The organism is Singulisphaera rosea (assembly GCF_054877945.1).
The window spans coordinates 202,614-229,493 of sequence record NZ_JBTYIP020000016.1; the positions used below are offsets into that span (position 1 = coordinate 202,614).

23 protein-coding genes are annotated in these 26,880 nt (G+C 65.1%); 12 read left to right on the forward strand and 11 right to left on the reverse strand.

The genetic code is table 11. The features are described from left to right. Nucleotides 1-143: 143 nt before the first annotated feature. The 5 genes from ACYOEI_RS24745 to ACYOEI_RS24765 form a co-directional block, all read right to left on the reverse strand. On the reverse strand, nucleotides 144-1,604 hold the full coding sequence (locus ACYOEI_RS24745; RefSeq protein WP_462852302.1) for a hypothetical protein: 1,461 nt from the start codon (nucleotides 1,602-1,604) through the stop codon (nucleotides 144-146). A gap of 174 nt (nucleotides 1,605-1,778) precedes the next feature. Next, nucleotides 1,779-2,513 carry a glycosyltransferase gene (locus ACYOEI_RS24750; RefSeq protein ID WP_462852303.1) on the reverse strand — a complete coding sequence of 245 codons (735 nt, stop codon included), beginning with the start codon at nucleotides 2,511-2,513 and terminating at the stop codon, nucleotides 1,779-1,781. Between the two features lie 273 nt (nucleotides 2,514-2,786). After that, entirely contained in the window at nucleotides 2,787-3,806 is a 1,020-nt protein-coding gene (locus tag ACYOEI_RS24755; RefSeq protein ID WP_462852304.1) for an NAD-dependent epimerase/dehydratase family protein, read from the reverse strand. Next, a complete protein-coding gene (locus ACYOEI_RS24760) occupies nucleotides 3,803-5,038 on the reverse strand; it encodes a nucleotide sugar dehydrogenase (protein WP_462852305.1) in 1,236 nt (411 codons plus the stop codon). The genes ACYOEI_RS24755 and ACYOEI_RS24760 overlap by 4 nt, the downstream gene beginning before the upstream one ends. A gap of 274 nt (nucleotides 5,039-5,312) precedes the next feature. Next, a complete protein-coding gene (locus ACYOEI_RS24765; protein WP_462852306.1) occupies nucleotides 5,313-6,539 on the reverse strand; it encodes a DUF6807 domain-containing protein in 1,227 nt (408 codons plus the stop codon). Nucleotides 6,540-7,289: 750 nt separating this feature from the next. Between ACYOEI_RS24765 and ACYOEI_RS24770 the strand changes: the two genes are divergently transcribed. From ACYOEI_RS24770 to ACYOEI_RS24785, 4 genes are all read left to right on the forward strand, one after another. Further along, a complete protein-coding gene (locus ACYOEI_RS24770) occupies nucleotides 7,290-7,661 on the forward strand; it encodes an RNA-binding regulator (protein ID WP_462852307.1) in 372 nt (123 codons plus the stop codon). A gap of 107 nt (nucleotides 7,662-7,768) precedes the next feature. Then, a complete protein-coding gene (locus ACYOEI_RS24775; protein WP_462852308.1) occupies nucleotides 7,769-8,026 on the forward strand; it encodes a NifU family protein in 258 nt (85 codons plus the stop codon). A 103-nt stretch (nucleotides 8,027-8,129) separates the two neighbouring features. Next, nucleotides 8,130-9,269, forward strand: a complete 1,140-nt coding sequence (gene hemW / locus ACYOEI_RS24780; protein ID WP_462852309.1) for a radical SAM family heme chaperone HemW — start codon at nucleotides 8,130-8,132, stop codon at nucleotides 9,267-9,269. A 271-nt stretch (nucleotides 9,270-9,540) separates the two neighbouring features. Continuing rightward, entirely contained in the window at nucleotides 9,541-10,176 is a 636-nt protein-coding gene (locus tag ACYOEI_RS24785; protein ID WP_462852326.1) for a DUF2239 family protein, read from the forward strand. A gap of 146 nt (nucleotides 10,177-10,322) precedes the next feature. Here the strand turns inward: ACYOEI_RS24785 and ACYOEI_RS24790 are convergent, their stop codons facing one another. Further along, on the reverse strand, nucleotides 10,323-11,216 hold the full coding sequence (locus ACYOEI_RS24790; RefSeq protein ID WP_462852310.1) for a ParB/RepB/Spo0J family partition protein: 894 nt from the start codon (nucleotides 11,214-11,216) through the stop codon (nucleotides 10,323-10,325). A 150-nt stretch (nucleotides 11,217-11,366) separates the two neighbouring features. Here ACYOEI_RS24790 and ACYOEI_RS24795 point away from each other — a divergent pair, with 150 nt between their 5' ends. The 5 genes from ACYOEI_RS24795 to ACYOEI_RS24815 all read left to right on the forward strand — a co-directional run bounded on the left by ACYOEI_RS24795 (nucleotide 11,367) and on the right by ACYOEI_RS24815 (nucleotide 14,551). After that, entirely contained in the window at nucleotides 11,367-12,245 is an 879-nt protein-coding gene (locus ACYOEI_RS24795) for an SDR family oxidoreductase (protein WP_462852311.1), read from the forward strand. Nucleotides 12,246-12,494: 249 nt separating this feature from the next. Further along, a complete protein-coding gene (locus tag ACYOEI_RS24800; RefSeq protein WP_462852312.1) occupies nucleotides 12,495-13,043 on the forward strand; it encodes a DUF6398 domain-containing protein in 549 nt (182 codons plus the stop codon). A 3-nt stretch (nucleotides 13,044-13,046) separates the two neighbouring features. Further along, nucleotides 13,047-13,724 (forward strand): calcium-binding protein, encoded by a 678-nt coding sequence (locus ACYOEI_RS24805; RefSeq protein ID WP_462852313.1) that lies wholly within the window; start codon nucleotides 13,047-13,049, stop codon nucleotides 13,722-13,724. A gap of 12 nt (nucleotides 13,725-13,736) precedes the next feature. Then, a complete protein-coding gene (locus ACYOEI_RS24810) occupies nucleotides 13,737-14,108 on the forward strand; it encodes a hypothetical protein (protein ID WP_462852314.1) in 372 nt (123 codons plus the stop codon). Between the two features lie 2 nt (nucleotides 14,109-14,110). Then, on the forward strand, nucleotides 14,111-14,551 hold the full coding sequence (locus ACYOEI_RS24815; protein ID WP_462852315.1) for a DUF6930 domain-containing protein: 441 nt from the start codon (nucleotides 14,111-14,113) through the stop codon (nucleotides 14,549-14,551). Nucleotides 14,552-14,847: 296 nt separating this feature from the next. Here ACYOEI_RS24815 and ACYOEI_RS24820 read toward each other — a convergent pair whose 3' ends face one another. The 4 genes from ACYOEI_RS24820 to ACYOEI_RS24835 all read right to left on the reverse strand — a co-directional run bounded on the left by ACYOEI_RS24820 (nucleotide 14,848) and on the right by ACYOEI_RS24835 (nucleotide 20,805). After that, nucleotides 14,848-16,239, reverse strand: a complete 1,392-nt coding sequence (locus tag ACYOEI_RS24820) for an amidase (protein ID WP_462852316.1) — start codon at nucleotides 16,237-16,239, stop codon at nucleotides 14,848-14,850. 98 nt (nucleotides 16,240-16,337) lie between these two features. After that, nucleotides 16,338-16,679, reverse strand: a complete 342-nt coding sequence (locus ACYOEI_RS24825; protein ID WP_462852317.1) for a hypothetical protein — start codon at nucleotides 16,677-16,679, stop codon at nucleotides 16,338-16,340. Further along, nucleotides 16,676-18,163, reverse strand: a complete 1,488-nt coding sequence (locus ACYOEI_RS24830) for an APC family permease (RefSeq protein WP_462852318.1) — start codon at nucleotides 18,161-18,163, stop codon at nucleotides 16,676-16,678. Before ACYOEI_RS24830 ends, ACYOEI_RS24825 begins: the two co-directional genes overlap by 4 nt. Nucleotides 18,164-18,435: 272 nt before the next feature. Further along, on the reverse strand, nucleotides 18,436-20,805 hold the full coding sequence (locus ACYOEI_RS24835) for a M28 family metallopeptidase (protein WP_462852319.1): 2,370 nt from the start codon (nucleotides 20,803-20,805) through the stop codon (nucleotides 18,436-18,438). A gap of 591 nt (nucleotides 20,806-21,396) precedes the next feature. On the opposite strand from ACYOEI_RS24835, the gene ACYOEI_RS24840 reads away from it, so the two are divergent. After that, nucleotides 21,397-21,927, forward strand: a complete 531-nt coding sequence (locus ACYOEI_RS24840) for a hypothetical protein (RefSeq protein WP_462852320.1) — start codon at nucleotides 21,397-21,399, stop codon at nucleotides 21,925-21,927. A 101-nt stretch (nucleotides 21,928-22,028) separates the two neighbouring features. Then, nucleotides 22,029-23,762: a vWA domain-containing protein gene (locus ACYOEI_RS24845; protein WP_462852321.1), complete on the forward strand. Its 1,734-nt coding sequence runs from the start codon at nucleotides 22,029-22,031 to the stop codon at nucleotides 23,760-23,762. A 305-nt stretch (nucleotides 23,763-24,067) separates the two neighbouring features. On the opposite strand, the gene ACYOEI_RS24850 is transcribed toward ACYOEI_RS24845, so the two are convergent. After that, on the reverse strand, nucleotides 24,068-25,561 hold the full coding sequence (locus ACYOEI_RS24850; RefSeq protein WP_462852322.1) for an MFS transporter: 1,494 nt from the start codon (nucleotides 25,559-25,561) through the stop codon (nucleotides 24,068-24,070). Between the two features lie 62 nt (nucleotides 25,562-25,623). On the opposite strand from ACYOEI_RS24850, the gene ACYOEI_RS24855 reads away from it, so the two are divergent. Next, nucleotides 25,624-26,781 carry a M24 family metallopeptidase gene (locus ACYOEI_RS24855; protein WP_462852323.1) on the forward strand — a complete coding sequence of 386 codons (1,158 nt, stop codon included), beginning with the start codon at nucleotides 25,624-25,626 and terminating at the stop codon, nucleotides 26,779-26,781. Nucleotides 26,782-26,880: the final 99 nt, after the last annotated feature.

Here is a 26,880-nt window from a genome sequence, read left to right on the forward strand (position 1 = left end):
CCCGGCATGAGTCGGGGGAGGGGCGATCAGGCCCTCCTTTCCAGGACACCTTTCGGGCGGGCGGGTTCGGCAATTTCGTTGGGGGAACCTCCGTACGGATGACGTCTGTCCCTGTAGAAGAGGGCGATCCGGGCCTCCCAGTGTCACTTCGACGGCCAGAGGGATTGGATCAGCGCCACCGTGCGATCGACGAGCACGCGACCTCCTTCGGGACCGACCTCGCTGCTGGCGACGATCGCGCTGTAGCCTCCGCCCTTGACGGCTTCGGCCGTCGGGAGGTAGGAGCCGGGGCCCGCGAGCTGGATGATGAAGGTCTGGAGCGCCGGGCTGAGGGATTTGATCTGGAGGCCGTACTGGGTGAAGAGCTCGAAGTCGTTGGTGGTGATCGCGACGTCGCCGACCCTGACGGCGTGCAACTCCATCCGATAAGGCTTGACCTTCCCGGCCTTCTGGCGTTCGTAGCGGTTGACGACGTCCTGGTGCCAGTTCGTCATGCGGGTGTTTCGCGGATCCTTGGAGAGCACCTCGATCTCCTTCCGGGTGCGGGCGAACTCCTCGTCGGTGACCAATCTGGGGGGCAAGTCGATCGTCTCGACTCGGTGGACGAGCACGGCCCCGGTGATCTGTTCCTGGCGGGCTCCTTCGTAGGCCTCGTCCCAGGCGGCGACGATCCGCTTCGCGAGCTCCTCGAGCCGGGTGATCTTGCGGAGCGTCCGCATCCGCTCCTCGGCCTTCTTGCGGTACATCAGGTGTGGGGACTGGTCGCCGGCCGCTCCCGTCCAGCCGAGTATGGCGAGGTCCTTGCCGTGCTTTGCCTTCAACGACTCGCGGACCTGATGCCAGAAGTCGGCGTCGATGAAAGAGTCACCCTCGACCTCCTGCGCCGGGCAGGCGACATTGACTGCCGAGGCGATCAGTTTACCATCGCCGTCCCAGACGAAGAGGACCTCGATCCCGTGGTCCTCGGGCCCTTCGATGCCTCGGAAGTCGGGGCGGTCGGTCGCTCCATACATGATGGTCTGGCCGTCGGCGTAGACGGCCCGACGGTTCTGGGGGATCGCGGCGTGGCCGAGACCCCAGCCGACCCGGCCGGGCTTTCGCGACTCCCAGGCCTTTGCGACGGCATCAACGACGCGGCCGGCGAGGAATTCGGAGTACTCGGAGGGCTGCATCACGCCGTCCTTGGGGATCAGGTATTGCCCCTCCTGCTGCAACGGTGCGGTGTGCGTGTGGGTGGCGCTGATGACGAGCTTCTGGGGATCGAAGTCGAGGAGCCGTCCCTTGAGGAGTCCACGGACTCGGTTGATCACCGCCGAGTCGATGGCGACGAGGTCACACGCGACGAAGATCGCCTGGTCGAGAACCTTGGACTCATCCCTCGATTCGAACGCCAAGGCCGTCGCCGTGACCGGGCTCCTGACCCCTTGCGAGATGCGGGTATGCATCTGCCCGGAGAGGGCGACCGGCCGGTCGGGGGTGATGCTGATGGTCGAGGCCCCGACGCGCAGTTCGGAGGCGCGAGCCTCTCCAAATGCCGCGAGCAGGCAGAAGGCGAGGACGCCCAGGATGAGTCGGGGGGAACAACCAGGCTTGGCGAACGTCATGGTGCTGGGTCTCGGTCCGGGTTGCGCAATTAAGAGGGAGGATTCACCACAAAGGCACGAAGGACACAAAGAAAAACTAAAACGAACAATTGTAAAAATTGCTTTTGCTTTGCTTTGTGTCCTTCGTGCCTTTGTGGTGAATCCTCCCCGTTTCCGTACCTCCGAGGATCTGCTCTACGGCTTCACCCGACGTCCCGAGGGGCGATGGGTCAACGCGTAAAAATACCAGCGGAGGTATTGGGGGAGCCACGCGCGGAGGTTGAAGCGGGACTCGCCGGCGGAGCGGTCGCGCCAGGTGGTCGGGACTTCGGTGATTCGACAACCGGCGGCGAACGCCTTGGCGGTGATCTCGAGGGAGTATTCGAAGCCGCCCTGGCTTTCGATCGGGTGATCTAAAAGGACCTGGCGACGGTAGGCGCGGAAGGCGTTGGTCGCGTCGTGCGTGGGGAGTCCCGCGAGCCAGTGGAGGGAGAGGCCGGCCGATCGCGAGAGGAACTTCTTGAGCCGAGGGCCACCGATTTGGCGGCCCCCCTTCATGTACCTCGAGGCGCAGACGATGTCATAGCCTTGGTTGCGGATCAGGTCGACCATCCGGGGGACGTTCCCCAGGTCGTCGGAGAGGTCGGCCATCGTGATGATGACGACCTCGGCGGTCGTCGCCGCGATGCCCGCCCGCACGGCGTTCAGGACGCCTCGGCCGAGGTTGTTCTTGACGAGCTCAACGCCGGGGAATCGGGGCGCGAGCTCGCGGACCACCGGCACGGTGTTGTCGCCGTCGAAGTCGTAGACGACGAGGACTCGCTTGGTCAGCGGCACCTTCGCGTAGATCTCTTCGAGGGCCCGGCCGATCTGGGCCCCCTCGTTGTAGACGGGCATGACGAAGTCGACGTCGACGGGCGCGGTGGTCATCGATGCCGGGACCTTTTTAGCCACGGATGGGGCACGGATAAAAGACAACGACTCGACATCGGGCGAGGCCAATAACGCTGAAGGCGATCCACAGATGACGCAGATTGACACGGATGAAATCGAGGAATTGTTGCGATTCTATCCGTGTCAATCTGCGTCATCTGTGGATGGATCCGCCTTTTCTTGCAAGTGCTCCATCCATGGCTGGTCTTAGGGTTCTGTCGGGTCACTGACAAACAGAACCTGGATTTCGCAAGTCAGCCCTTCCGAGAATCAAATTCCCCCGATTTCGATCTGGCCTTGGACCCAGGGGATGATCTCGTCGAGGACCTCGGAGAGGGGGGCGTTGGCCTCGAAGCCGAGGACTCGCTTGGCCTTCTCGACGGAGGGGACGCGGCGCTGGACGTCGTGGGTGTAGGGGGTGTCGGAGACGTATCGGAAAGGCTCGTCGCCCCGGACCTTGTGCCAGATCAACTCGGCGAGCTCGAGGACGGTGGTGGAGACGTCGGTCGAGAGGTTGAAGTCGTCGTTGAGCGCGGCCGGGGACTCGACCGCGAGGCGGATCCCCCGGGCGAGGTCGCCGCCGTAGGTGTAGTGGCGGACCTGCTGGCCGTCGCCGAGGATGTGGAGCGGGTCCTGTCCTTTGAGGATCTTCTGGACGAGGTCCGGCACCACGTGGCTGAGTGCCAGGCGGACGTTGCCCGAGAGGACTTCCTTGTCGGAGAGGGCGCGACGTTCGCCGATGCCGACGCAATTGAACGGGCGGACGATCGTGAAGGGGAGCTTATACTGCTCCCACGCCCCCTTCGCGAAGTATTCGGTCGCGAGCTTCTGGAACCCGTAGGTCGAGCGCGGGGGAGGGCAGAGGGCCTGCTCGCCTTCGGGGGTCGGGTAGACGTTCGTGCTCTCGAAGACCATCGACGACGAGACGACCGTGATCTTCTGGAGCTTGGCGTCGCGGTGGGCGGCGATCGCGGCGTCGAAGGCGGCGGCGGTGATCCGCTCGTTCTCGGCGATCAGGTCGTAGGCGAGCTCGTGGAACAGGGAGATCCCGCCGATGATCGCCGCGCCCGCGACGAAGTGGTCGCAGTCCTCGAGCAACTCGCGGACGAGGGCGACGTCCTTGGCGTCGCCGACGACCTTGCGGTAACGGTCGTGAGTGTCGTACGTTCGGTCGAGCGGGCCGTACTTGGAGAAATTGTCGAGCCCGACGACCGAGTGTCCCGCCGCCAGCAATTCCTCGACGAGGTAGCCGGCGATGAATCCGCCGGATCCGGTGACGAGAACCTTCATCTCAGGCCCGTTCCCTTCCCGAAGAAATCCCAGACGTCGACAACCGGCAAGGCCTCGGGGAACCTCAGCGACCGGTACGCACCGTGCGGGGCCCCGAGGATGACAAGGTCGGAGCGTTCGATCAGCTCCGACACCGGCACGAACGTGGGGTCCTTGATGTAGACGTCGGTGCAGATGACGTCCGCCGCCTCGTACTCGAGGATCTTGCGGAGCTTGTACGAGAGCGACTCGCGTGCGTTGTCGCTCTCGGCCTTGAAGGCCATGCCCAGGATGCCGATCCGCATCCGGGAGAGCGGGTAGTTGACCTTGAGCCGTCGGACGAGGAAGTTCGGCAGCCCTTCGTTGATCTGCATCGCGGCCTGGCCGAGCGCGAAGTTGTCATTCGCCGCGGCGGCGAGCTGCATCGTGTCTTTGAACAGGCAGGGGCCGGCGGCGAAGCCGCTGCGGGGCAGGCCGGCCATCCGGGGATAGTCGCGGGTCACCGCGTCGAAGATCCGGTAGAAGTCGAGGCCGTAGTCGGTCGCGATCATCAGGAACTGGTTCGACGTGGCGAACTGGATGTAGCGCCAGACGTTGGTGAAGACCTTCGCGAGCTCGGCCTCGATCGGCGAGAGCGGGATGAGCGAGCTGGCGATCTTGCCGAAGAGCTCACTGGCGAGCGCGAGGGCCTCTTCGTCGCAGCCGGAGACGATCTGGGGCAGCGAGGTGAGTTCCTCGAGCGACTTCCCTTCGGCGATCCGCTCGGGGCAGTAGGCGATCCGGACGTCACGTCCCGCGGCCTGGACGAGCTCCCGGATCTTGTCGGTCGTCCCGGGCAGGACCGTGCTGCGGAGCACCAGGCATTGGCCGTCGGCCAGGAGGGGGAGGAGCGACCGGAAGAATCGCCTCATCTTGTGGAAGGTCGGATTCAGGTGCTCGTCGACGGGGGTGCCGATGACGACCACGACGAATCGCGCCTGGGCCACGAGGGCCGAGTCGCTCGAGACGATCAACGACTTGCCGATGAACTGCTCGAGCAAGGGCTGGGCACCCCGCTCGAGGAAGGGCATCGTGCCGGAGCGCACCGTGGCGACCGCACGTTCGTCGATGTCATAGATGGCGACCCGGAGGCCCGCCCTGGCGAACGCAAGCGACAGGGGCAGGCCGACGTGTCCGCAACCCCCCACGACGCAGACGTCGAACGCGGGAGGCTCGGGAGCCTTCGTCCGATCGGCTGGATCCTCTTCTCGCATCGAACGCCCCGTCACTTTCGGTCGTCCGCGAGCGTTCCCCGGAACGTCCGAGGACGGCCCGGGGGTCACGGATCGGAGAATCTCACGCTAACGAGACTCGGGGCGTCATTTCGAAGAACTCGGGGTCGTCGTCGCGGTCGTTCATTTCGACCTGCGCCCGACGACAGTCTTCCTCGAGGGATTCAGTGCCCACGGCCCCTGGATGTTGAGGAAGTCATTGTAATCCCCCTCGGGGGTTCATTCCAGGCGCGAGGTCCATGGATCTCGCCGATGATTACTCGGCCACGACGCTGACCTTGGGCGGCTTGGTGTAACCCTCGAAGGCGGCGGGGAGCTTGGCCGAGGCGGTCGTGCCGCCGTGGAGCAGCACCCGGTATCGGAAGCGGATCGACTCGCCGGGCGCGAGGGTGTGGTCGCCGGGTTGGGCCTTGCCGAAGTCGTGCCACCCGAACGGATTCGCGGCGAAGAGGCCGTAGGTCCGGACGTGCCAGGTGGTCGGGAATCGGAAGCTCTCGGGATGGTTCATGATCGCGATCCCGAGCGTCTGGCCGCCGACCGGGCCGGTGTAGTCGACCCAGGGCGAAGGCTTGCCCCAGGCCGCGTCGTCGGTCAGCCCCTCGGCATTGGTGATCTTGCCCCCCGTCTTCTTGTTGACGTCCATGCTCGACGCCACCCGCAATCCGAACATTCCCTCCTTCGTGTCGCCGAACGTCACTGGCCCCGCGGTCGCCTTCAGCGTGATGCCGAAGTCGATGATGCGCACGGCCCCGGTGTCGTGGAACCGGACGTCGCGGACGTCCTCGAGGACCTTCTTGCCGTCGGGCGCCAACCAGTCGTCGGTCGTCCGGATCACCCCGACGGCCGGTCCGCCGTCGATGATTTCCCGAGAGGTTTCGCGGATCGAGCCGTGCCCCTTGATCTCCGACCAGAAGTCGATGCCGTTGACCTTGCCGTGCGTGAACCACATCGACCGCTGGTGGGGGTGATCCGGGTCCTCACCCTTGATAATCTCCATGGGGTACGCACGCGTGACCGCGACCCCGGTCGGCCCGAACACGGGGAAATAGAACGGCTTGGGCCCGGGGCCCGTCCGGTAGACGGTGAACGGCTTGCCCCCCGAAAGGATCTCCACCGTCTGGCCGGCCGGCCGGAGCTCGATGCCGGGGTGTGCACCCGCGGAAGTCGCCTCGTGCCTCAGGCTGTAAGTCGCGGGCGACCTCCCCGGGACGCGCTCGAGCACGACGCTCAGGTAGGATTTTTTCCCGTCGACGAAGACCTTCGCCGGCAGGGGCTTGCTCGTCCCGTCGGTCTGGAGGACGTAGTCGCCCGCTGGCACGGGGACACTCAACTCGGCGACGACCGGCGTCGCCTCGAGGTCGGTCCCCTGGCCTTCGACGGTCACTCGCCACGTCTCGGCCCAGGCTGAAGAGGCCGGGTTCGTGAACAGCAGTAGGAATGTCCAAGCAATTCCGAGGGCCCGAGCATACCGAGAGGCGAACATGGGCGACTCCGACTTGAGGGCGTTGGTGTTGGCCTCGAGCCACGTCGTGGAGGTCGGGGCGTCGCTCGCGAGGTTGCGACCGGCCTAACCCTCCGTCCGAAGCGTGCGATCGGGGTGAAAAGGCGTCTCCGAATGCGGAGGGGCGTCGCCGGCCGCACCCGGTGGTCGACCCCGGCCCGAGGAGGCCGCCATGATCTTGCACCAGAGGAAGGCCATCCTCAAGGCCCAAGCCCGATTTCAAGGCGGAGAGGACGGAGGTTCTTTTTAGCCACGGATGGAACACGGATGATTTCAAAAACAATAAAACTTGATGGGTTGATCTATTGTTGGGAATTCCTGCTCGGTCTTCGATCGGATGTCGGGCCGTCGAAAACAGACAAGGTTTTTCGAGTCCACGCATGTAGTGCGGATTTGGATTTGATGTGGAGTGGGTGAAATTTGGCGAGCGAAGCTTTTTATTGAAAATGTCATCGATATTTGTTGCTTGACGGAGAACGCCGAAGGGTCCCTGACGGGGCGATGCAAACTTCAGGGAGTGCTTGAATTGTCGGGGGTACGTTGAAGGGGCGTACTCTTCGGCTTATACTGCCTTGTGATCGTGATCCGAGGTCGCGCCGAGGTCGAGTTACGACCGTCCGCACGTCTCCGGCTTTCGGGATCAGGGCGAGACCTCGACACGTCCGGTCGGCCCAGTCTTGTGTGTTGATGATTCCGTGGTGGATTGGGGGGGCCTGTTCCAGGCGATCAGCGATGGCGAAGCGGCTTTATGTGGGGAATTTGAGCTACTCGACCACCTCGGAGCTCCTTCAAGAACTCTTCGGACAGTTCGGTCCCGTCAGCTCCGCTCAAGTCTTGAGCGACCGCGAGACGGGGCGGAGCCGAGGGTTCGGCTTCGTCGAGATGGACAGCGACGACGATGCCGACGCGGCGATCCAGGCCCTCGACGGCAACGACTTTGAGGGCCGACGCCTCGCGGTCAATGAGGCCCGCCCACGGACACCAGGGGGCGGCGGCCCTCGGGGTGATGGTGGTGGAGGCTATGGCGGCGGCGGTGGTGGTCGTGGAGGCTATGGCGGCGGCGGTGGCTACGGCGGTGGTGGGTATGGTGGCGGCAAATATTGATCCGATGAGATTCGACTCAGCCCGGCGTGGAGCGGGCTGGGTCTTGATCCGAGGCGTCATCTCGAGGATTTGTCGCCCCTACGCAGCCCTGTCGAGGAGATTCACGCATGTTGGATCCCGATAGCCGTCGTTGCGAGCTCCGCGATCGGATTGAGTCGGTGCTCGATCAGCACGTCCGCCCGGGGCTCCTCGTCGATGGCGGGGACGTCGAACTGGTCGGTGTCGACGAGGACGACATCGTCCAGGTTCGGATGCAGGGAACCTGCGCCGGGTGCCCGTCTTCGACCATGACCCTGATCATGGGGATCGAGGCGACCGTCAAGTCGCACGTCCCCGAGATCCGATTCCTCGAAGCCGTCCTCTGACGTCCCCTCGCCTCGATCCCTCGAACCGACCAAGGCCCGCGTCGCCGCGACCCACCCTCTCCGGTTCCGCCCGTCTCGAGGCGTAGCCTCGTCTGGACCTCTCATGCTCGATCCCTGGGTCTGGCCTCGCGCCGCTTATATTCACATTCCCTTTTGTGCGCATAAGTGCGGCTATTGCGACTTCGCCTCGCTCGCAGGCGTCGATCACCAGGCCGACCGCTACCTCGCCGCACTCGAGCGTGAGATGGCGATGATGGGGGAGCCTCAGGAAGTCGACGCGATCTTCGTCGGCGGAGGCACCCCTACCCGGCTCGACGCCGGGCAACTGCGCCGGCTGGTCGAGATGATCCGCCGCTGGTATCCGATCACGCCCGGGGGCGAATGGACCGTCGAGGCCAACCCGGGGACGCTCGACGAAGAGAAGGCGGACGTGCTGGCGGCGGGTGGGGTAAACCGGGTGAGCCTTGGCGCCCAGTCGTTCCAGCCGGCGCTGCTTGAGGTCCTCGAGCGGAACCACGCGCCCGAGGAAGTGGCGAGGGCCCTGGAATGGGTCCGTCCGCGATTCCCTCAATGGTCCTTCGACCTGATCTTCGGCGTCCCCGGCTCGACCCCGGAGCTCTGGCGGGCCGACCTCGAGACGGCCCTCGAGCTCGGGCCCTCGCATCTCTCGTGCTACGGCCTCGTGTACGAGAAAGGGACGGCCTTATGGAAGCAGTGGCGTGCGGGACTCGTCCACGAGGTGGACGAAGAGAGCGAACGCACGATGTATGCCCACACGATCGACCGTCTCGATCGCGAGGGGCTCGCGATGTACGAGATCTCCAACTTCGCGAGGCCCGGGCACGAGTCGCGACACAACCTGGTCTACTGGGCGAACGACGCCTATTTCGGCGTGGGCGTCGGCGCGGCCCGATACCTCGAAGGTGTCCGATCGGTCAACACTCGCGACCTCCCCGCCTACCTGAGGCGCCTCGAGTCGGGCGAGCCGGCCACCGGCCCGACCGAGCGGCTCGACCCCGAGGCCCGCGCCCGCGAAACCGCCGTCTTGATGCTCCGTCGGACCGTCACCGGCATCGATCGCCCCGACTTCGAACGCCGGACCGGCATCACCCTCGACGCCCTCGCCGGACCCGTGGTCCAGACCTACGTCGCCCGAGGGCTCCTCGACGACGACGGTCGCCGCGTCCGCTTCACCCGCGAAGGCCTCTACCTCGCCGACAGCGTCCTCTGCGAGCTGGTTTGAACCTGTCGCGCGGCCCGGCACCATCCCAATCCGCCGATTCGTTGGGTGCCGTGACCCGTCCCTTGAAATCAAGATAGGGATCACGGGCCAAACTTTTAATAATGATGACATGTTTTTTCGGTGGCCGTGGTCTGTGGCCCCGTCTTTCGACGATGTCCAAACTGGCGCGGGTTCCACAGTCGATATTTTACCCGGATATTATTGACTTGTGATTTTGTCCGGGTAATATTCCTCCGCAGTCGATCATGACCGGGAGGAAGGGGTGAAGGTGATGGTGGTCTCGACGCAGCGGCGGTGGATGGCGTTCGAGGGGTTCCGATGTATTGCCTCGGGCGACCTTCGGGAGGTGGCCTTGAGCACGAAGGTGGTCGTCGATCGGGGAGGTCGTGAGCCGATCCTGATCTTCGACGACCTGACAGGCGAGCAGGTTGAGATGGATTTCCGCGGCACCGTTGAGGATGTCGAAGGGCGTCTCGCCTCGCCCGACGAGACGTCGGGATCCACCACCGAGGCCGAGGCTACCCCTCGCGGCCCCGGCCGGCCGAGGCTGGGGGTCGTCGCCCGCGAGGTGACGCTCTTGCCGAGGCACTGGGAGTGGTTGGCCAGCCAGCCGGGAGGGGCGTCCGTGGCCCTTCGCAAGCTCGTGGACGAGGCGCGGCGCGCGAACGAAGGCCGAGACTTCGCAAGACGAAGGCGGGAGGCGACCTACAAGTTCATGTCGGCCCTCGCCGGCAACCTGCCCGGGTTCGAGGAGGCGACGCGGGCCCTCTTCGCCGACGACTCCGGACGTGTCGCGGAACTCATTCGAGACTGGCCGGAAGACGTCCGTGAGCATCTCTTGCGACGCCTCCGAGACCCGATTGTCCCGGCAGCCGTGGGCTCGACCGTCGAGGCCGACGTCCCCTGAACGATCGAGGCCCGAGATAATGAGCAACCCCGTCCGCGACGTGCGAAGCGTCGCGGACGGGGTGTTGTTTGGATTGGTGAGTGGGAATGCTTTGATGGATCTCGGTCGGCCGACGTCGAGGTGTCGCCGGGGCTGATCTCGGCCGATCAACCCTTCCGCAACTGGTCGGCCCTGGCGGCGAGCTTGATCACCGCGGCCTGGAACAGGCCTCGGGCGTTGCCGCTGGCGCCTCGATAGGCTTCGTTGAAGCCTTCGGCCTGGGTCCAGGTGATGACTTCCATCACCTGTTTGCCCATGAGGGCCAGCATTTCGTCGATCGTGGGAGCGGCCGAGGGGATCGGGTCGGAAAGGGCGACGGCCTTGGCGTCCTCGGCCTCCCAGGGGGGCGTCGCCGAATCCGAAAAGTCCGGAGGCCGGGACACGGCGGGCATCGGGCTGGTCGCGTCGTCCCAGGGGGGCGTGTCGCTCTCTCGACCGCCCCGGTCTCGGGGGTCGTCCTGCTGGGCGCTCGCCTTACCTTTCGGTAGGTGCTCGTTCGGATCTTTGGGCAGGCCGGCCGAGGAATAGACCTTGCCGTCGGCCCCGACCCGGCCGGGGTTGTTCGGGATCTGGTTCGCCTCGATCAGGCTGCGCCTGGTCTTGGCGACGAGCTCTCGGCTGACCCCCAACTCCTCGGCCATCCGGCGGTCCGACCAGTCGTGATGGATCCGGAGCTTGACGTCGACCGCCCTCCGACGCTCGGCGCGGGTGAGCGGCAGCCCGTGGAAGAGGTTGACGCTCGCGACGAAGTCGAGTGCGTCAGTGTACGTCCCCTCGCGGACTTCGGCCGAGATCGACTTTCGGCCGAGGGTCACCGCCGCCGCGTGGCGGTGGAAACCGTCGGCGACGACCCACTGGCCCTCGACTTCGAAGACCGTGATCGGCGGCAGTCGGTCCCAGGCCTCGGCGTAACGCTCGACGGTGAAGTCGTCGAGGCGGTCGCGCAGGTTGAGGTTCGGGTCGAGGACCAGGTCATGCAACGGCAACTCGCGAATGTCCATCTCGCCCGCTCCCTTTCCCAAGGCCGACCTCTCTCGCGGTCATTCATGGCTATCCCTATCCCACTCGTCGTCCTATGATCGGTCGTCGTACGGTTCGGCTTGCAGCGAATGTCGCGCGGGATTGCCTTCGGGATTCGGGAGATTCGGCCGATGCGGGTTGTCCTGACGGGAGCGAGCGGCCAGCTTGGGGCCTACCTGATCGAGACCCTGTTGGGGCTCGGGCACGACGTGTCGGCCTGGAGTCACCGCGAACCCGCGGAACGCGGCGGGATCCGGTTGATCCCGGTCGACCTGACCGACTCCGAGGCCACCACACTCGCCCTGTCGCGGGCGAATCCCGACGTGATCCTCCATGCCGCGGCCCTGAGCTCGACGGAAGGCGTCCGGCGCGACCCCGAACGCGGCCGGGCCGTCAATGTTGAGGCGACCGCGCGATTGGCCGAGTGGTGTACCTCCCACGATCGGCGGCTGATCTTCACCTCCACCGACCTGGTCTTCGACGGGGCCCGGGCCTGGAACCGCGAGGACGACCCCGCCGAGCCCGTCGTGGCCTACGGCAAGACGAAACGCGAGGCCGAGGACGTCGTCCTCGCCTCCCCCCACGGTCTGGTCACGCGGGTCTGCCTGCTCTACGGGCCGTCGCGTTGCGGGCGCGAGGGCTTCTTCGACCGGACCCTCGCCGCGTTCCGTCGGGGTGAGGCCCAGTCGTTCTTCGAGGACGAATTCCGGACCCCACTCGACTTCGCCACCGCCGCGTCGATCCTGGGCAGACTGGTGACCTCGGACGCGACCGGCCGACTCCACCTCGCCGGCGCCGAGCGGGTCAGCCGCTTCGACCTGATCCGTCGCGTCGCGACCGCCGCCGGCTTCGATCCCTCCCTCGTCCTCGCGAACCGTCAGGCCGACGCCGTCATGACCGAGCCCCGCCCCGCCGACGTCTCGCTCGACACGACGCGACTGGCCAGCCACTTCCCCGACCTCTATCGTCCCTCGATCGAAGACGCCGTTCGGGTCTTGGGTTGTTCTTGAGCCCTTGCATAATCCAAGGAACTGGGTCGAGGGTTTGTGGCGCAGACTATCGAAATACTGGTCTGCTGATTGCAGAAGATGCCGCCGTGCGTTTGTCCTGGTGAGCCCGTCGAGTCTGAGTGCCTTCGAACGGGACGTTGGCGGACAGCAGCCGAGGCGGGATGATGGGCCGTGAAACCGGCGAACAATCAAGACCGACGACGAAAACGAAGTTCGTCAACGGGGCGAGGAGAAAGGGGGAGTTCGCTGATGGCTGGGAGCAAGCACGAGCCGGGCGAGGAGAGCAAGGTGCCGGCGGCGGCCCGTCCCGCTTATGATGCTGTCGTGGCGCTGACCGACACCTTCTGTCGAGAGCATCTGACCGACGAGTACAAGGCCCTCTGTCGGAAGCTCGCAGCGGCCTTGGCCCGCAAGCGGCCCTCTCCTTTGCTCGGGGGCAAGCCGACGACCTGGGCCTGCGGGATCGTCCGCACGATCGGCTGGGTCAACTACCTCGACGACAAGGCAAGCAAGCCTCACATGAAGCTGCCGGCCATCGACAAGGCGTTCGGCGTGGCCGAGAGCACCGGCCAGGGCAAGTCGAAGGCGATCCGTGAACTGTTCAAGATCCGCACCCTCGACCCGCAATGGGTACTGCCCAGCCGGATGGACGAGAACCCGAGGGCCTGGATGATCCAGATCCATGGATTCCTCGTCGATGCTCGAATCCTGAAGCGTGAGGCGCAAGAAGAGGCGTTCAAGAAAGGATTGATCCCATTCATCCCGGGCGATCGCTCCGGTCGCCCTGTCGAGGAGTGAGCCATGCCTCGCACCAAGGGCGGATCACCCCCCTCCCGCTTCGGGCCGGGGACCAGAGTCCGGGTCAAGCCCGGCGTCCCCGACCCGAATTTCGCCGACATTCCTCTCGGCGGTTGGGCGGGGGTCATCCGGGAGGTCGAGCACGACAAGGACGAGAATGTTTACCTGATCGACTGGGACCAGGCGACCCTTCTTGCGATCCACCCCATCTACATGAAGCGGTGCGAGCGGGATGGCCTGGAACCGGAGTCGATGTGGCTCGGTGAGCAAGTCCTCGAGATCAACGACGGTGCCGCTGTCCCCATCGAGATGCCGACGGCGATCGTCACCAGAGCGTTGTCCGAGAAGGACCAAGACGATCGGGTCTGTATGGCTCTCGGCTTGACCAGCGACGATCCACTCCCCGAGGTGAGTGAGGAGACGTTACTTGCTTATTACCACTATCTGAAGGACAAGCTGAAGTTCCCTTTCAAGGCCCGGTCTGACGAGGACGGCTCGTCGCTGACCGTCCACCGATTGCCCGACCCCAAAGAGTACGACCTGGAAGAGGACGTCGGGTTGATCGTCGAAGCCCGGACCCGAGAGGGATCCTTCGACGTGCCTCTGGCCGAGCTAGACGATGCCGTGGGGAACCGAAAGCTGATCCAGGACTATGCTTACTGGTTCCACAATGGCAGTTGAGACAAGGTGGAGATGATGATGGCGAAGAAGAAGACGCAACCCAAGTCACCACTCATCGGCCACTGGCGTATCGTCTCGATGAGCGAATGGGAGGATGATTATCTCGACGAAGAGGTCCAAGCTTACATCAAAGTCGAGGACAAGGGCCGTGGCTCCTTCCAGTTCGGTTACATCCAGGGGCAGATCGACGCCAGGATGACAAACCGTGAAGGAAAACCTGCCGTGGAGTTCTCATGGGAAGGTGGTGATGGCGCGGACGGCACCCCGCTAACGGGCCGCGGCTGGGCAATCCTCCAGGAAGATGAATTGCACGGCATGTTCTTCATTCACGAAGGCGACGATTCCGAGTTCGTGGCGAAGCCGGTGAATGTTGGAGGAGAATAACCGTGGCTGAGGAGGAGAAGCTCAAGCTCGGCAGAGGGGTGGCCTTCGTCAAGAGCCAATTGAAGCAAGTCCCCCAGTGCGAAGAGGTCTGGGAGGCCGACTTCGGGGCACTACCCAAGCCGATGACGCAGTCCAGGACCGACTACCTCGGCATGGTCGTCACAAAGACAGGAGAGAACCTCCTGGCTGATCTGCCGGTGCAGGGCAGGCCCTCGGTCAATGACCTCGCCACGCTCCTGGCCCACGCCATGAGTCGTCCGCTGGACGGATCCGCCCGCAGGCCGAGGCTCGTCCGAGTGCGGGGTCATCACCAGTGGCGGGAGCTGTTTCTCCACCTCAAGCAACTGGGTGTGGAGGTCACGGTCGAGCGGAAGCTCCCGGCGATCACCTCCGCGTACGGTCCGCGACCGTGGCCTCGTCCTGGTCCCGGACGACGTTCATGACCTCCATCTGAGGCTCGGACAGGAACCGTAGCGTTCCGGGCCGAGACATCGCGAACTCCAAGGCGGACTGTCGACTACGGCCGTCCTCATGGCGGTACGACCGTGGACCGATGCCGCCGGACGCTTCCCCTGAGGGCACTCACCAGTCCGGCGGTTACGGTGCAGTAAGTCGCTCCGCTATGGCAACCGACGTGCCGCGGCGATGGTCGATGCTATCTCCTTGACACAAAGGAAAGCAGAAACAAAATTTGATTTCCAAATACTTTGTGTCTTTGTGCCATCGTGGTAAAGACTTCCTATCGAGACGAGAGATCTGGGTGGGCGCGGTGCCAATCCGTGATTGCCTGGAATGCGTGCGCGATCGCGACGAGGCGGTTTTCGGAATAGGCCCGGCCGTCGAGCTGGATCGCGGTCGGGAGTTTTCCCTTGGTCAGGCCGGTGGGGATGACGATCGCGGGGGTGCCGCAGATGTTGCCGGCGCCTCCCATTGACTTGCTGTGGTGGGGGCGGTCGAAGGGGCCGTCGGCGGTCGGGGCCGGGTCGGCGCTGGGGAGGGTGAGGACGGCGTCGAAGGGGGCGAACCATGCGTCGAGGTCGCGGCAGAGTCGGCCGCGGATCCGCTGGGCCCGGAGGTAGTCGGTCGCGAGGATCGCCTGGTCGGCGAATCCTCCGATCCGGTCCTCGGGCGCGACGAGCTTGAAGACGTCGCCCGAGTCGACCATCTCCTCGAAGGCGGAGGCCGCCTCGGCGCCGAGGATTGTCGAGGCAACCGGGTTAAACGGCAGGTCGGGGAGGTCGACTTCCGTCACCGAGCCCAAGGTCTTGAAGAGGCTGACGGCCCGCTCGAAGTTCGCCTTCATGTCGGGCTCGGCGTCGTCGACGCCTCCTTTGAGCACGGCGAGCCGCAAGGGGCGGTCGGGGGCATCGACGGGAGGGTAGCGGTAGGGACGCTCGCTGGCCGAGGGGTCGTCGGGGTCGGGGCCGGTGATCGCGGCGAGGATGAGGCCGCAGTCGTGGGCGTTGTGGGCCATCGGGCCGATCTTGTCGAGCGTCCAGCTCAGGGCCATGGCCCCGGCTCGCGAGACCCGGCCGTAGGTCGGCCTCAGCCCGGTCAGGCCACAATAGCTGCTCGGCGAGGTGATGCTGCCCCAGGTCTCGGTCCCGATCGCGAACGGGACGAGCCCCGCCGCGACGGCCGAGCCCGAGCCGGACGAGCTCCCGCCGCTCCACTGCGAGGGCTTCCACGGGTTGCGACCCGGGCCGGTCAGGCTGGCGTTCGCCTGTCGGTACCCCATCCCTCCGGCGAGCTCGACCATGCTCAGCTTGGCCGCGAGCACCGCCCCGGCCTCGCGGAGCTTGCGGACCACGGTCGCGTCCTGGTCGATGATCCGATCCTTGAATTGGGGACAGCCCCAGGAGGTCGGGATCCCCTTGGTCGCGAGCAGGTCCTTGGCCCCGTAGGGGACCCCGTGGAGCGGCCCACGGTCCCGGCCCTTCTTCAACTCGGCGTCGGCCTGCGCCGCCTGCTCGAGCGCCAACTCACGCGTGATCGTGGCCACGCAATTGTAGCTTGCCCCGTGCTTCTCCAGACGATCGAGGAAAAACCGAGTCAACTCCACCGACGAAACCGCCCCCGACCGGAGCTGGGCCCCGAGGAACGTCAATGGGGCGAACGTGAGCTCGGTCATGGGGGAATGCTCCAGAGGATTCACCACGAAGGCACGAAGGGCACAAAGGTAAAATAAGGATTTTTAAATCCTTGTGTTCTTTGTGCCATTGTGGCGAATCAGTCTTTAATCAATTCTCCCCGGAACGGGGTGAATACAGGTAGGGGCCCGTCGCCGTTGGAGAGGGGGAACTTGCGGAGCGACTCGGCGCGTCGGGTGATCGACTCGACCTCGGCGCGGACGGCGTCTCGGGCATTGGCGTCGAGGTGCTTGCCGAACCGGGCGAGGACGAGCGCCATCCTCGCTTCGGTTTCGGACTCGGGGGAGGGCAGGGGCGTCGCGCCTTTGGCGGGTTCGTCGGCGCTTGTGGTGCCCGAGGGCAGGGCGGCGGCCGAGAGGCCGAGGGTGAGCGTGCGGACGAAGTCTCGGCGGTGTTGGTGATGGAACGGAGGACGACTCATGGGCGTGCGGTCTCCACGAGTGAGGGCGAAGCGTATCGCCGGAAGCCCCAGTAGGCTGGGATGCCGAGGGCGATGATGACGAGCCCGACCATCGACTCGGTCGGCGTTTCGCGGAGCATGTTGCCGAGGAGGATGAGCGCGGCCACGACGTAGATCATCGGCGTGATCGGGTAGCCCCAGGTCCGATAGGGGCGGTCGAGCTCGGGGCGTTTGGCGCGGAGTACGAAGACGCTGGTGACGGCCAGCAAGTAGAAGACGTTGGCCCCGAAGATGACGTAGGTGTAGAGCAGGTCGTAGAGCGGCGTCTTGTTGAGCTTGGTCCAGGCGGCGAGGATCGGGGCGGGGAGCTGGCTCTCGGGGTGCGGAGTGGCGAGGATCAAGGCGGTCCCGGCGATGGTGAGCAAGATCGCCCAGGTCCCTTGAGCGAGCACGGCGTTGGCCGGGGTCTGGAACCGTGGATGGATCCGGCAGAGCCCCATCGGGAAGAGTCCGTCGCGGGCCATCGCGAAATAGGCCCGGGGCCCGGTCAGGGCGTTGCCGTTCAGCGAGATGAACGTCGAGGCCATCACCAGGAGCGAGATCGCGACGACCCCCGGCCCTCCCAGGAGCTCTCGGCAGAAGGCCGCGGCGACGGCCTTGTCGGCCCCCTTGGCCGTGCTCAGGTCGGCGATCCTCGACAAGGGCAGGACGTAGTGGTAGACGAGGGTCATCGACAGGTAGAGCACGATGAGCACCGCCATCCCGAAGATCAAGGCCCGTGGGATGTTCTTCCCGGGCTCCTGCACCTCTTCGGCCAGGGGGGTGACGTTGATCCAACCGTCGTAGGCCCAGAGCACGCCGACCATCGCGGCCATCATCCCGCTGAGGAGGGCGGGCGTGAATTCGGCCGGCCAGATCGGCGAGAAGTTGGCCGCGCTCCCGCCTCCCGTGGCGAAGGGGAGGGCGATGAGGGTGGCGACCCCGCCGACTTTGAGGGCCGTCCCGATGACCTGGAGGCCCCCGCCGAGCGCCGTGCCGAGGACGTTGACCGTCGTCACGATCGCGATGGCGGTGACCGCGGCCCCCGCCTGCCAGATCTCGCCGCGGATCTCGCCCGGGGGCGGGAGGAGTTGCGAAAAGTAGTACGAGAATGCGGCGGCGAGCGTTGCCATCGACCCGGCCCGGGCGATCAAGAATTCGGTCCAGCCGAACAGGAACGCCGGGAGTGCCCCGTAGGCCTCGCGAAGATAAACGTACGGGCCGCCGGCGCGGGGGAGCATCGCACCGAGCTCGGCCAGGGTCAGGGCCCCCGCCGCGCTAAAGGCCCCGCCGACGATCCAGACGACGACGATCGCACCGAGCGACGGGACATCCCGCGCGACCTTCGCCGGCACGATGAAAATCCCCGACCCGATCACCGACCCGACCACCACGCAAAGCGCCGAAACCGGCCCCAGCACCCTCGGCAGTGTGGATGATTCCCGGCCGGTCGTCTCGATGCTCATGTGCGGTGGTTCCTGGGTCTGTGAGAGATGTCGAGTCTTTGGATTTTTAGCCACGGATTGAACACGGATGAAACACGGATAAGAGAAAGGAGAGTTGATCCACAGATGACGCAGATTGGCGCAGATGGAAATTCTAAAAAATCAAATTTAATTGTATTAAATAAATTTGATGAATTCTTTTGAATTTATCCGTGTTTCATCCGTGTTCAATCCGTGGCTAAAATCTTCTCCTCTTTGTGTCATTGTGCCTTTGTGGTGAAGAGTGTCTTCCATTACCGGGCCGCATCGATCGCCGTCTTCATCGCTTCCGTGGCGGCGTTGATGCGGTCGACGAGCGCGGGGAGTTGGGTGGAGAGCATGTCGGGGTTGGATTCGAGGATGGCCTGGCGGACGCCGGGGAGGGGCCAGGAGGCGTAGCCGGTGGTCACTCCGGGCGCGTAGACGGAGTGCTTGAACCAGGGGCGGCCGGGGAGGCCGGCCGGGAGGAGGAAGGCCCGCTCGATCCGGGTCAATGCGTCGTTGACTCGGGCGAGCTTGGCGTCCGCGACGCCGTCGCGGCCGGCGAGATCCTTCGTGGCGAGGTCCAGGGCCTCGGCCCGTTCGCGGAAGGCTTTGACGGCGTCGACGAGTCTCGAGAGCCCCTTGAACTCGAGGGGAGCTTTCCCCGAGGCGTTGTCCGCGGCCCTGGCTTTTCGCTCGACGATCCGGCGGAGGTCGTCGACTTCCTCGCGGAGGACCTCGGCGTAGGGGACGAAGGTCATCGGGATGACGTCCGCCGCGGCGGCACGCATCGCGATCACGGTGTAGAGCCGGGCCGCCATCGTGTGCGTCAGGAACTCGGGGTCGCAGACTCGCTCCATCCACGTGAAGTCGTCGTAAATCGAATGATACACGCCATACTTGCCGCTGAAACCGACGTCGAGCGAGGGGACGCCGAGGTGGTCCAAAAATGCCGTGTAGTCCGACCCCGACCCGAGCGGGTCCAACTGCGGTGAGAACCGGGCAGGGGCCCGCCCCTCCTTGTCCGCGGTTTCGCCCCAGAGCGGGTCGGGCAGGTTGAGGTTCGCCTGGCTCGCCCACTGGGAGCGTCGCTTGTCGACCCAGATCTGGCGGAGCGACCGGCCCGACCGGACGTCGGTGATCGCCCCCAGGGCGTCGAGGAAGAAATCGCGGAGCGAGGGGACGCCGTCGACATCGAGGTCGTGGCCGGCGACGGCCGAGTCGACGTTGAGCAGCATCACGGCCTTCTCGTCGATCTCCTTGGCGTGTTCCTCGCACCACTCGGTCGAGCCGACGAGGCCGTATTCCTCGGCATCCCAACTGGCGTACACGAGGCTTCGCCTCGGCTTCCACCCGTTCCTGACCGCCGCCCCGAGGGCCCGGCAGGTCTCGAGCGTCGCGGCCGTGCCGCTCGACGGGTCGACCGCGCCATAGGTCCAGGCGTCGCGGTGGTTGCCGACCATGACCCAGCGGTCGGGCTCGACCTCGCCCTTGATGGTTGCGATCACGTTCCAGATCGGGCGGACCTTGTAGTCCATCTTGGTGGCGAAGTGGACCTCGGCCGGCCCGGGCCCGACGTGGTAGGCCAGCGGAAGTCCCCCTTGCCAACCTGTCGGGACGTTCGGGCCGCTCAGGGCCTCGAGGATCGGCTTGGCGGCGTCGTAGGAGATCGGCAAGGCGGGGATGGTGGCGTAGTAATCTTCGCGGACGAAGCCCGTCGCTTTCTCCCACCCCTTCACGCTGAGGTTGCCTTCTGGATCGTCATTGATTGAGGAGAAAGAAGCGATAGGGAAGCCATGAAAAGGATGAATGGGGAGCCGCTTCGCCCCCTTGATGGACGGGCCGTGTGGTGTGGAAGGGTCTCCCGGCCCGAGAGAGAGGAACTGGACGCTGCCGCGCTGGAGGGCCGAACCGGGGCGGAATGGGCCGGCCGGATAGGTGTCCCCCTTGGCGTATCCGTCGTCAGCCGGGTCGGAATAGATCAGGATCCCCTTGGCTCCGCGCTTCTGGGCGTTGCGCACCTTGAGGCCGCGGAAGATCTCACCATAGCGCGCGAGGACGATTTTATCCTTGACGTCAATCCCGAGTTTTTCGAGCGTGCCGAAATCCTCGGGGCGTGCGTAGTTGGCGTAGATGATTTGCCCGGTGACGTCTCCGGAGATGCCGTATCCGTGAAAGGCACCGAAGGCATCGAGGCTGGCGGAATCCTTATCGGAAGGGAGTCGATCCTCGATGTTCGGGAGGAGCTTCGTGGTTGGTGCGACCATGGCGAGAAGGGATTGTCCGTTGCCATTTGGCCCCCGACCGACTGTCTCGGGGTAATTGAGCAAAACCTCATATTCCGAAATCTCCGCCTCCCAGCCCCACTCGCGGAGCTTGTCGCGGACGAAAATCGCGGTCTTGTGGTCGGCCGGGGTGCCGGCGACGTGGGGCTCTTCGGTCAGGGTCCGGAGCCAAGTCCGGGCGTTTTCAGGGGTCGGGACGGTCAGGGCATGGGACTCGGCCTTCGCTTCCTTCGACAGCGAATTCGGGGAGAATCCGGGGGAAGAAGATCGCCCCTCGTCTTGCCCAAGTCCCGCCAAGGTCGCCGATGCCACGATCAATGCACCGCCGAGCCACTCGCACGCCCAACATCGCCGCATAAAAATCCGCCTCCCGAAAACAAATGCTTGACAGAGCCGAATCGCGGGGCCAGACTCAGGGCGTGGTCGTTTGCCGCCAGTCTGCGAGGATACGACGCTTCGGTTCCTGAATCCAGACCCAAGCCGTCGAGAGCAACAATCGGGTTGCGCGCTCCGAGACGATGACGTCGAGAGACGTTCCATGCTCTCCGTAACGCCCATCACGTCCTTCCCGTTCCTCGTCTCCTCGGGGCGAAACGCTTCGAGACGTGAAGACACCTCGCGCGTTTTCGTTTTGGGGACGCCCGACCGCTCGGGCGCGGGCCGAGTCTTGTCGCCGCGCATCCCCCGATTTCGATGTCCCTCCCAACCGTCTCCGATCGGGGCTTCGGCCCCGGGGCACTCCCTCGGGGACGGTTTTTTTCGTCGTGGCAACGATGCGATCGCTCGTCCCCAGGCGAATGACACGGGGACCGGGGCCTTCGATCACTGCGGATCCTCGGCCTGCCACGGCACGGCCCTCCCGGAAACCTGCGTGTAGACGAGGCCGGCCCGGACCAGGATGCTGGCCCATCCCGGCCGATGTCGGAGGTTGGGGATAAGGAGAGCACCATGGGTTTGTCGTTCACGGTCGGCGGGACGAGGGGGACGTTCGAAGAGGGATTCGCCAACGAGGTGGCCGGCGTCCTGGACCATGCCTTCGGCGCGGAGGGGGACTGGGAAGGCGTCCCCCCTCGACATTTCGGCGAGCTGGCCGAGACCGGATGGGTCGACCTCCAACGGCGCGCGTCCGAGGAGCTCGGGGTCGACGCGGTGCCCAACCTCCTGGCCCTCGGCGAGGACGGTCGAGGCGTCTACCTCCCCGCGAACGTCCAGGCCGTTTCGCTCCCCCTCTCCGCGGGGGCGGCCCTGTGGTGCGCGAGCCTGCCAGGCCTCCGCCGCGAGCTCGCCGAACTGGCCGAGCGCTGGGATCTCGCGCTCGATGACACGGCCCTGGGCGACCTCCTGAACGTCTACCTCGACCCCGACGACGGCTGGGTCGCCGACGCCCCCGAAATCCACGCCTTCGCCCGGCTCGCACTCGCCGCGAACGAGGCGGTCCGCCGAGATTGCCCGCTTTGGCTCGTCGGAGGAGGTTCCTAAGGAACCCGACCCTCGGCACGTGATCTCTCGGGAACTTCGCCGTCGTCTCCCCGTCTAACGGGGAGGAGCAATTCCCATCTCTTGCCGAGGAGTCTGCGTTCATGCGAGCGTCCATTCCGGCCCGCCGCGCCTGGTCCGCCGCCTCGTTCCTCGTCCTGGCCACGTCGTTTGCGGGATGCGGCGAGGAGGCGGCTCCGAATCGCGCAAATCAGACGGTCGCCCCCCGGGTTCCGGGGAACGCCGCGCCACCCCCAGCTGGGGCGGTGAGCGAGGCTCTCGCCTCGTCCGCCCCGAAATCGGCGACACCCGGCATGAGCGGCGCCCTCCTCGCTCGCCAACAGATGGGGGGAGGGATGGCGGGGCCCGGGATGTTGAAGGACCGGCGCCTGGCCGAGGGCGAGTCCGAACGTCTCGCGGTGCAGCCGAATACCGAGGCCTACGACCGGATCGTTGACAATGCGTTCAAGCCGGTCGGGCAAGAACCCCTCTCGACCTTCTCGATCGACGTCGACACGGCGAGCTATGCCAACGTCCGCCGATTCCTCGCGCAGGGGCAATTGCCCCCCAAGGATGCGGTGCGGATTGAAGAATTGCTCAACTACTTCCCCTACAACGACCCGCCCCCAGTCGGAGAGACTCCCTTCTCCGTCCGCGTCGAGATCGCCGGCTGCCCCTGGAATTCGGACCATCGGCTGGCCCGGATCGGCCTGAAGGGCCGTCCGATCGCGCAGGACAAGCGCCCGCCGAGCAACCTCGTCTTCCTGCTCGACGTTTCGGGATCGATGGCCGAGCCGAACAAGCTACCGCTCCTGAAAGCCTCGCTCCAGCGCATGGTGGAGCAACTCGGCGAGAACGACCGCGTGGCGATCGCCGTGTATGCCGGGGCGTCGGGCCTGGTCCTCCCCTCGACCTCCTGCCTCCACAAAGCCCAGATCCTCTCGGCTCTCGAGCAACTCCAGTCGGGCGGCTCGACGAACGGTGCGGCGGGGATCCAACTCGCGTATGACACGGCGACCGCGCACTTCATCAAGGGGGGGACGAACCGAGTGATCCTCGCCACCGACGGCGACTTCAACGTCGGGATGACGAGCGAAGGGGAGCTGACCCGCCTGATCGAGGCGAAGGCCAAGAGCGGGGTGTTCCTCAGCGTGCTCGGCTTCGGCATGGGGAACCTGAAGGACGCCACCCTCGAAAAACTCGCCGACAAGGGGAATGGCCACTACGCCTATATCGACTCGCCCCAGGAGGCGAACAAGGTCCTCGTCGAAGAGATGGGGTCGACCCTGGTGACGATCGCGAAAGACGTGAAGATCCAGGTGGAGTTCAACCCGGCGAAGGTCGGGGCTTACCGGCTCATCGGCTACGAAAACCGGTTGCTCCGCAAGGAAGACTTCAACGACGACACCAAGGATGCCGGCGAGATCGGCGCGGGGCACCACGTGACCGCCCTCTACGAGCTGGTCCCCCCCGGCAAGGAAAAAGATCTTCCCGGCGTCGACCCGCTGAAGTATCAAACGACCGCATCGACGGCCGTGCCGAGCCAGGAATCGCTGACCGTCAAGCTTCGATACAAGGAACCCGAGGGGACCGAGAGCCGGCTCGTCGAACACCCCGTCGTCGACGAAGGGACGGTGTTGGGCCACGCCTCCGACGACTTCCGATTCGCCTCCGCCGTCGCCGGTTTCGGGATGCTCTTGCGAGACTCCCCCTACAAGGGAAACCTGACCTATCCCGACGTCCTCCACCTTGCGGGCGGGTGCCGGGGACGGGATGCTTCGGGCTATCGCGCCGAGTTCTTCGGGCTGATCGAGAAGGCCCAGACCCTCGCCCATTGAGGGGTGTGGTCGGGGCCTTCGACGGAGTTCCGAACCGAGAGGATCTCACCACAAAGGCACAAAGGGCACAAAGAGAAGAAGCCAGAGAGAGCCAGTCATCCTTGGATATGCGTTGATGGTTCTCTGTTCCTTTGTGGTGAAGCATTCTGACGGTGTCACAGTGGACACATCGCCCTGGGATGACTCTTTACGATCCCGAAGCGCCGGCGAGTGAGTCTCTTCGATTTCGTGCGAAGAGACTCACTCGCCGGCGCTTCGGGCTCGTGTCGAAAGGTCGAAATAATTCCACGCGAACGTTGGCCGCCTTAGGTAGAGCGGGGATCCCTTCGCGCATCCGGATCGATCCAAAGCCAGAGCAACGCCCCGAAGACGCAGAATGCACTGGCCGCGCCCAGGCCTGCCTGCCAACCGAAGGATTTACTGAAGAGCGGGGTCAGGATGGGGGCCAGGATACCGCCGACATTTCCCCCCGCATTGAGGATCGAGGAGGACAGCCCGCCTCGCTTCCGGCCGATTTCCACGCCCGTCACCCAGAACGACGATTCGCACGTCCCGAGCGCAGCCATCGCCAGAGTGAAACAGGTCACGACCCAGAACAGATGGCTCGAGGAAATCCCGAGGATGAGAAAGAGCGCGCTGGCGAGCATCCCGCCCATCGGGACGACGGCCCTCCCCCGTCGTGGGCCGAATCGGATTCGGGCTCGGTCGGCGGGCCAGCCGCCGCACATCATGCCGACCGCCATCGCCACGGTCGTGATGGTCGCATACAGGCGGCCATCGGCCTTCCCCAACTTCATCACCGTGTCGAAATAATATTGCATCCAGTAGAAGAACAGGTACTGGAAGTAACTGGCGGTCGCGTAGCTGAGAGTCAACAGGATCAGGCTTCGATTGCCGAGCATGGCGATCAGGCTGCTCCTTCCCCCTTGCTCGTCCGGATCATCCGGGCCGAAAGGGGGGCGCGACGGGGCTTCGGCGATGATCGCCCCGGCGGGTTCGTCTCCCTCGATCAAGGCGAGTTCTCGCGAGTTGGTCGATCGATGCTCTCCAGGCAGGTCGGTCGCGTAGAGGGTCCACACGGCCGCCAGTAGGAACGTTGTGAGGCCGGCCACCAGGAAGGCATTCGGCCAACCGACGAGATCCATGAGGAAGCCGAACGCGAAATACGTGGATGCGACACCTGCGACCGCCGCGCCGGTGACGAGCCCGTTGGCCAGCCCTTGCTGCCGAGGGGGCATCCACAAGGAGACGCATTTGGCGGCGGCCGGGTGCATCGGCGAGCTGACGACCCCGAGCATCCCGCGGATGAGGCAAAGCAGCAGGAGGATGCTCACCGCCGTGGCATGGCTCGTCAGGCCGGTGGCGGGGACGAGGATCGCCGAGCCGAATCCCATCGCCATGAGGGCCTTCTTGGGCCCGAAGCGATCGATCAACCACCCGCCCGGTATCATGCACATCGTATAGATAAAAAGATACGAAGAATAGACCGTGCCCATCTGTTCCGGGTCGATGGCATAGTCCGCCATGATATGCTCGGTGCCCGCCACGGAGATGCTGACTCGGTTGAAATGGCAGAACCCGGCGTAGGCCATCAGCAAGGCGAGGACGCGCCATCGGACGCGGGTCGGCGCGTCGTGTGTGATTTCGGCGGCGGTCGGCGGACGTGTCGTGGAGGTGTCGGGCATTCCGGTTTCGTCCTCTTCGGGGGGGATGCGTCCCTGGGGATCGAGCGTCCCCCGTCGCCCCCGGCCTCCAATCGGACTGCCGGGTGCGTCGGGATGCTCGCGAGCTTCGGGCATCAATTTAAATTTTTGAGAGAAGGTATGGACTTAAGATGTCTGGGTTTCTAAGCTAGATAGCTATGTCAAAACACGATTTTTCTACAGACGAATTTGCGACGAGGAGGCTCCGGGTCCGCGAGGCGATCGGCGCGGCCGGCCTCGACTGGATGGTCCTCTTCCACCCGGTCTCGATCCACTGGCTGACGGGTTCGGACGCGAAGAGCTATCAGGAGTTCCAATGCCTCCTGATCTCCGCCGAGCCGGGACCCATCAGCGTCCTGACGCGGGACGGTGAAAAGAATGAATTCCTCGCCGACGCGATCGTGGACGACCTTCGAACCTGGGGAGGCGGGAGGGTTGAAGATCCGATCGCCGCATTCGCCCGCCTGGCCGATGACCATGGCCTCAGGCGCGGCCGGGTCGGCATCGAGGTCCCGGCCTACTACCTCCATCCCCATCACTACGTGCGCCTCAAGGAATGGCTCGGCGCTTCGCTTGTCGCCGAGCCGAGTGAGCTCGTCCACGACCTCAAGTTGATCAAGTCCGCGACCGAGCGAAAGTACATCCGCGAGGCGAGCCGGATCGCCGACGTTGCGATGGACGTTTTCATCGGGGCCTTGAAGGAAGGCCGCAGCGAGCTGGAAATCGCGGGGGATGTCTATCAATCCCTCATGAACTCTGGCAGCGGCCTGGCGGCGAGCCCCATCAACCTCGTCTCCGGGGATCGCTCGGCATTCAGCCACGGGGCCCCCACCGATCGTCGTCTGCGAAAAGGGGATTTCGGCAGTGTTGAATACGGGTCGACCTTCAAGCGATACACGGCCACCATCGGCCGCCAGTTCTGCATGGGACGGCCCTCGCCGAGGATGCTCGAACTCCAGGATCTCGTCCGCCGGGCGTCGGACGCCTGCATCGCCGCGATCCGCCCAGGCGTCTCGGCGGTCGTCCCTCACGAGGCTGCCAGGCGGGTGATCGTCGATGCCGGGCTCGAGCATTGCCGGGTCCACACGACGGGCTACGGCCTGGCCCCGGGCTTCCCCCCCACCTGGGGGGAGCCGCTCCACATGCTGAACGGCAGCCCCTACACCATCGAAGCCGGCATGGTCCTGACGGTCGAGCCGCCGGTCTTCATCGGCGACGAGCAGCTCGGTGCCCGCCTCATCGATAACGTCGTCGTCACCGATCGAGGTGCGGAACTCCTCTCGAAGACCAGCCGGGATCTGATCGTGATCGATTGACCGGCGGGGGCGGGGGCGGGGCGTAGACGTCCCAGAGCGGCTAACGTGCGGCTGGTGCAGGGCACGACGTGTCGCTCGACCCGAGAGCGGAGGCGGAAA

Excerpts from the sequence above, each read along its gene's own strand:
- ACYOEI_RS24750 (WP_462852303.1), bottom strand. The coding sequence starts at position 2,513 with ATGACCACCGCGCCCGTCGACGTCGACTTCGTCATGCCCGTCTACAAC.
- ACYOEI_RS24855 (WP_462852323.1), top strand. The coding sequence starts at position 25,624 with ATGTCAAAACACGATTTTTCTACAGACGAATTTGCGACGAGGAGGCTC.
- ACYOEI_RS24800 (WP_462852312.1), top strand. The coding sequence starts at position 12,495 with ATGGCTGGGAGCAAGCACGAGCCGGGCGAGGAGAGCAAGGTGCCGGCG.
- hemW (WP_462852309.1), top strand. The coding sequence starts at position 8,130 with ATGCTCGATCCCTGGGTCTGGCCTCGCGCCGCTTATATTCACATTCCC.
- ACYOEI_RS24825 (WP_462852317.1), bottom strand. The coding sequence starts at position 16,679 with ATGAGTCGTCCTCCGTTCCATCACCAACACCGCCGAGACTTCGTCCGC.
- ACYOEI_RS24835 (WP_462852319.1), bottom strand. The coding sequence starts at position 20,805 with ATGCGGCGATGTTGGGCGTGCGAGTGGCTCGGCGGTGCATTGATCGTG.
- ACYOEI_RS24770 (WP_462852307.1), top strand. The coding sequence starts at position 7,290 with ATGGCGAAGCGGCTTTATGTGGGGAATTTGAGCTACTCGACCACCTCG.
- ACYOEI_RS24760 (WP_462852305.1), bottom strand. The coding sequence starts at position 5,038 with ATGCGAGAAGAGGATCCAGCCGATCGGACGAAGGCTCCCGAGCCTCCC.
- ACYOEI_RS24790 (WP_462852310.1), bottom strand. The coding sequence starts at position 11,216 with ATGGACATTCGCGAGTTGCCGTTGCATGACCTGGTCCTCGACCCGAAC.
- ACYOEI_RS24745 (WP_462852302.1), bottom strand. The coding sequence starts at position 1,604 with ATGACGTTCGCCAAGCCTGGTTGTTCCCCCCGACTCATCCTGGGCGTC.
- ACYOEI_RS24850 (WP_462852322.1), bottom strand. The coding sequence starts at position 25,561 with ATGCCCGAAGCTCGCGAGCATCCCGACGCACCCGGCAGTCCGATTGGA.
- ACYOEI_RS24775 (WP_462852308.1), top strand. The coding sequence starts at position 7,769 with ATGTTGGATCCCGATAGCCGTCGTTGCGAGCTCCGCGATCGGATTGAG.
- ACYOEI_RS24805 (WP_462852313.1), top strand. The coding sequence starts at position 13,047 with ATGCCTCGCACCAAGGGCGGATCACCCCCCTCCCGCTTCGGGCCGGGG.
- ACYOEI_RS24765 (WP_462852306.1), bottom strand. The coding sequence starts at position 6,539 with ATGTTCGCCTCTCGGTATGCTCGGGCCCTCGGAATTGCTTGGACATTC.
- ACYOEI_RS24845 (WP_462852321.1), top strand. The coding sequence starts at position 22,029 with ATGCGAGCGTCCATTCCGGCCCGCCGCGCCTGGTCCGCCGCCTCGTTC.
- ACYOEI_RS24840 (WP_462852320.1), top strand. The coding sequence starts at position 21,397 with ATGGGTTTGTCGTTCACGGTCGGCGGGACGAGGGGGACGTTCGAAGAG.
- ACYOEI_RS24820 (WP_462852316.1), bottom strand. The coding sequence starts at position 16,239 with ATGACCGAGCTCACGTTCGCCCCATTGACGTTCCTCGGGGCCCAGCTC.
- ACYOEI_RS24810 (WP_462852314.1), top strand. The coding sequence starts at position 13,737 with ATGATGATGGCGAAGAAGAAGACGCAACCCAAGTCACCACTCATCGGC.
- ACYOEI_RS24785 (WP_462852326.1), top strand. The coding sequence starts at position 9,541 with ATGGTGGTCTCGACGCAGCGGCGGTGGATGGCGTTCGAGGGGTTCCGA.
- ACYOEI_RS24830 (WP_462852318.1), bottom strand. The coding sequence starts at position 18,163 with ATGAGCATCGAGACGACCGGCCGGGAATCATCCACACTGCCGAGGGTG.
- ACYOEI_RS24755 (WP_462852304.1), bottom strand. The coding sequence starts at position 3,806 with ATGAAGGTTCTCGTCACCGGATCCGGCGGATTCATCGCCGGCTACCTC.
- ACYOEI_RS24795 (WP_462852311.1), top strand. The coding sequence starts at position 11,367 with ATGCGGGTTGTCCTGACGGGAGCGAGCGGCCAGCTTGGGGCCTACCTG.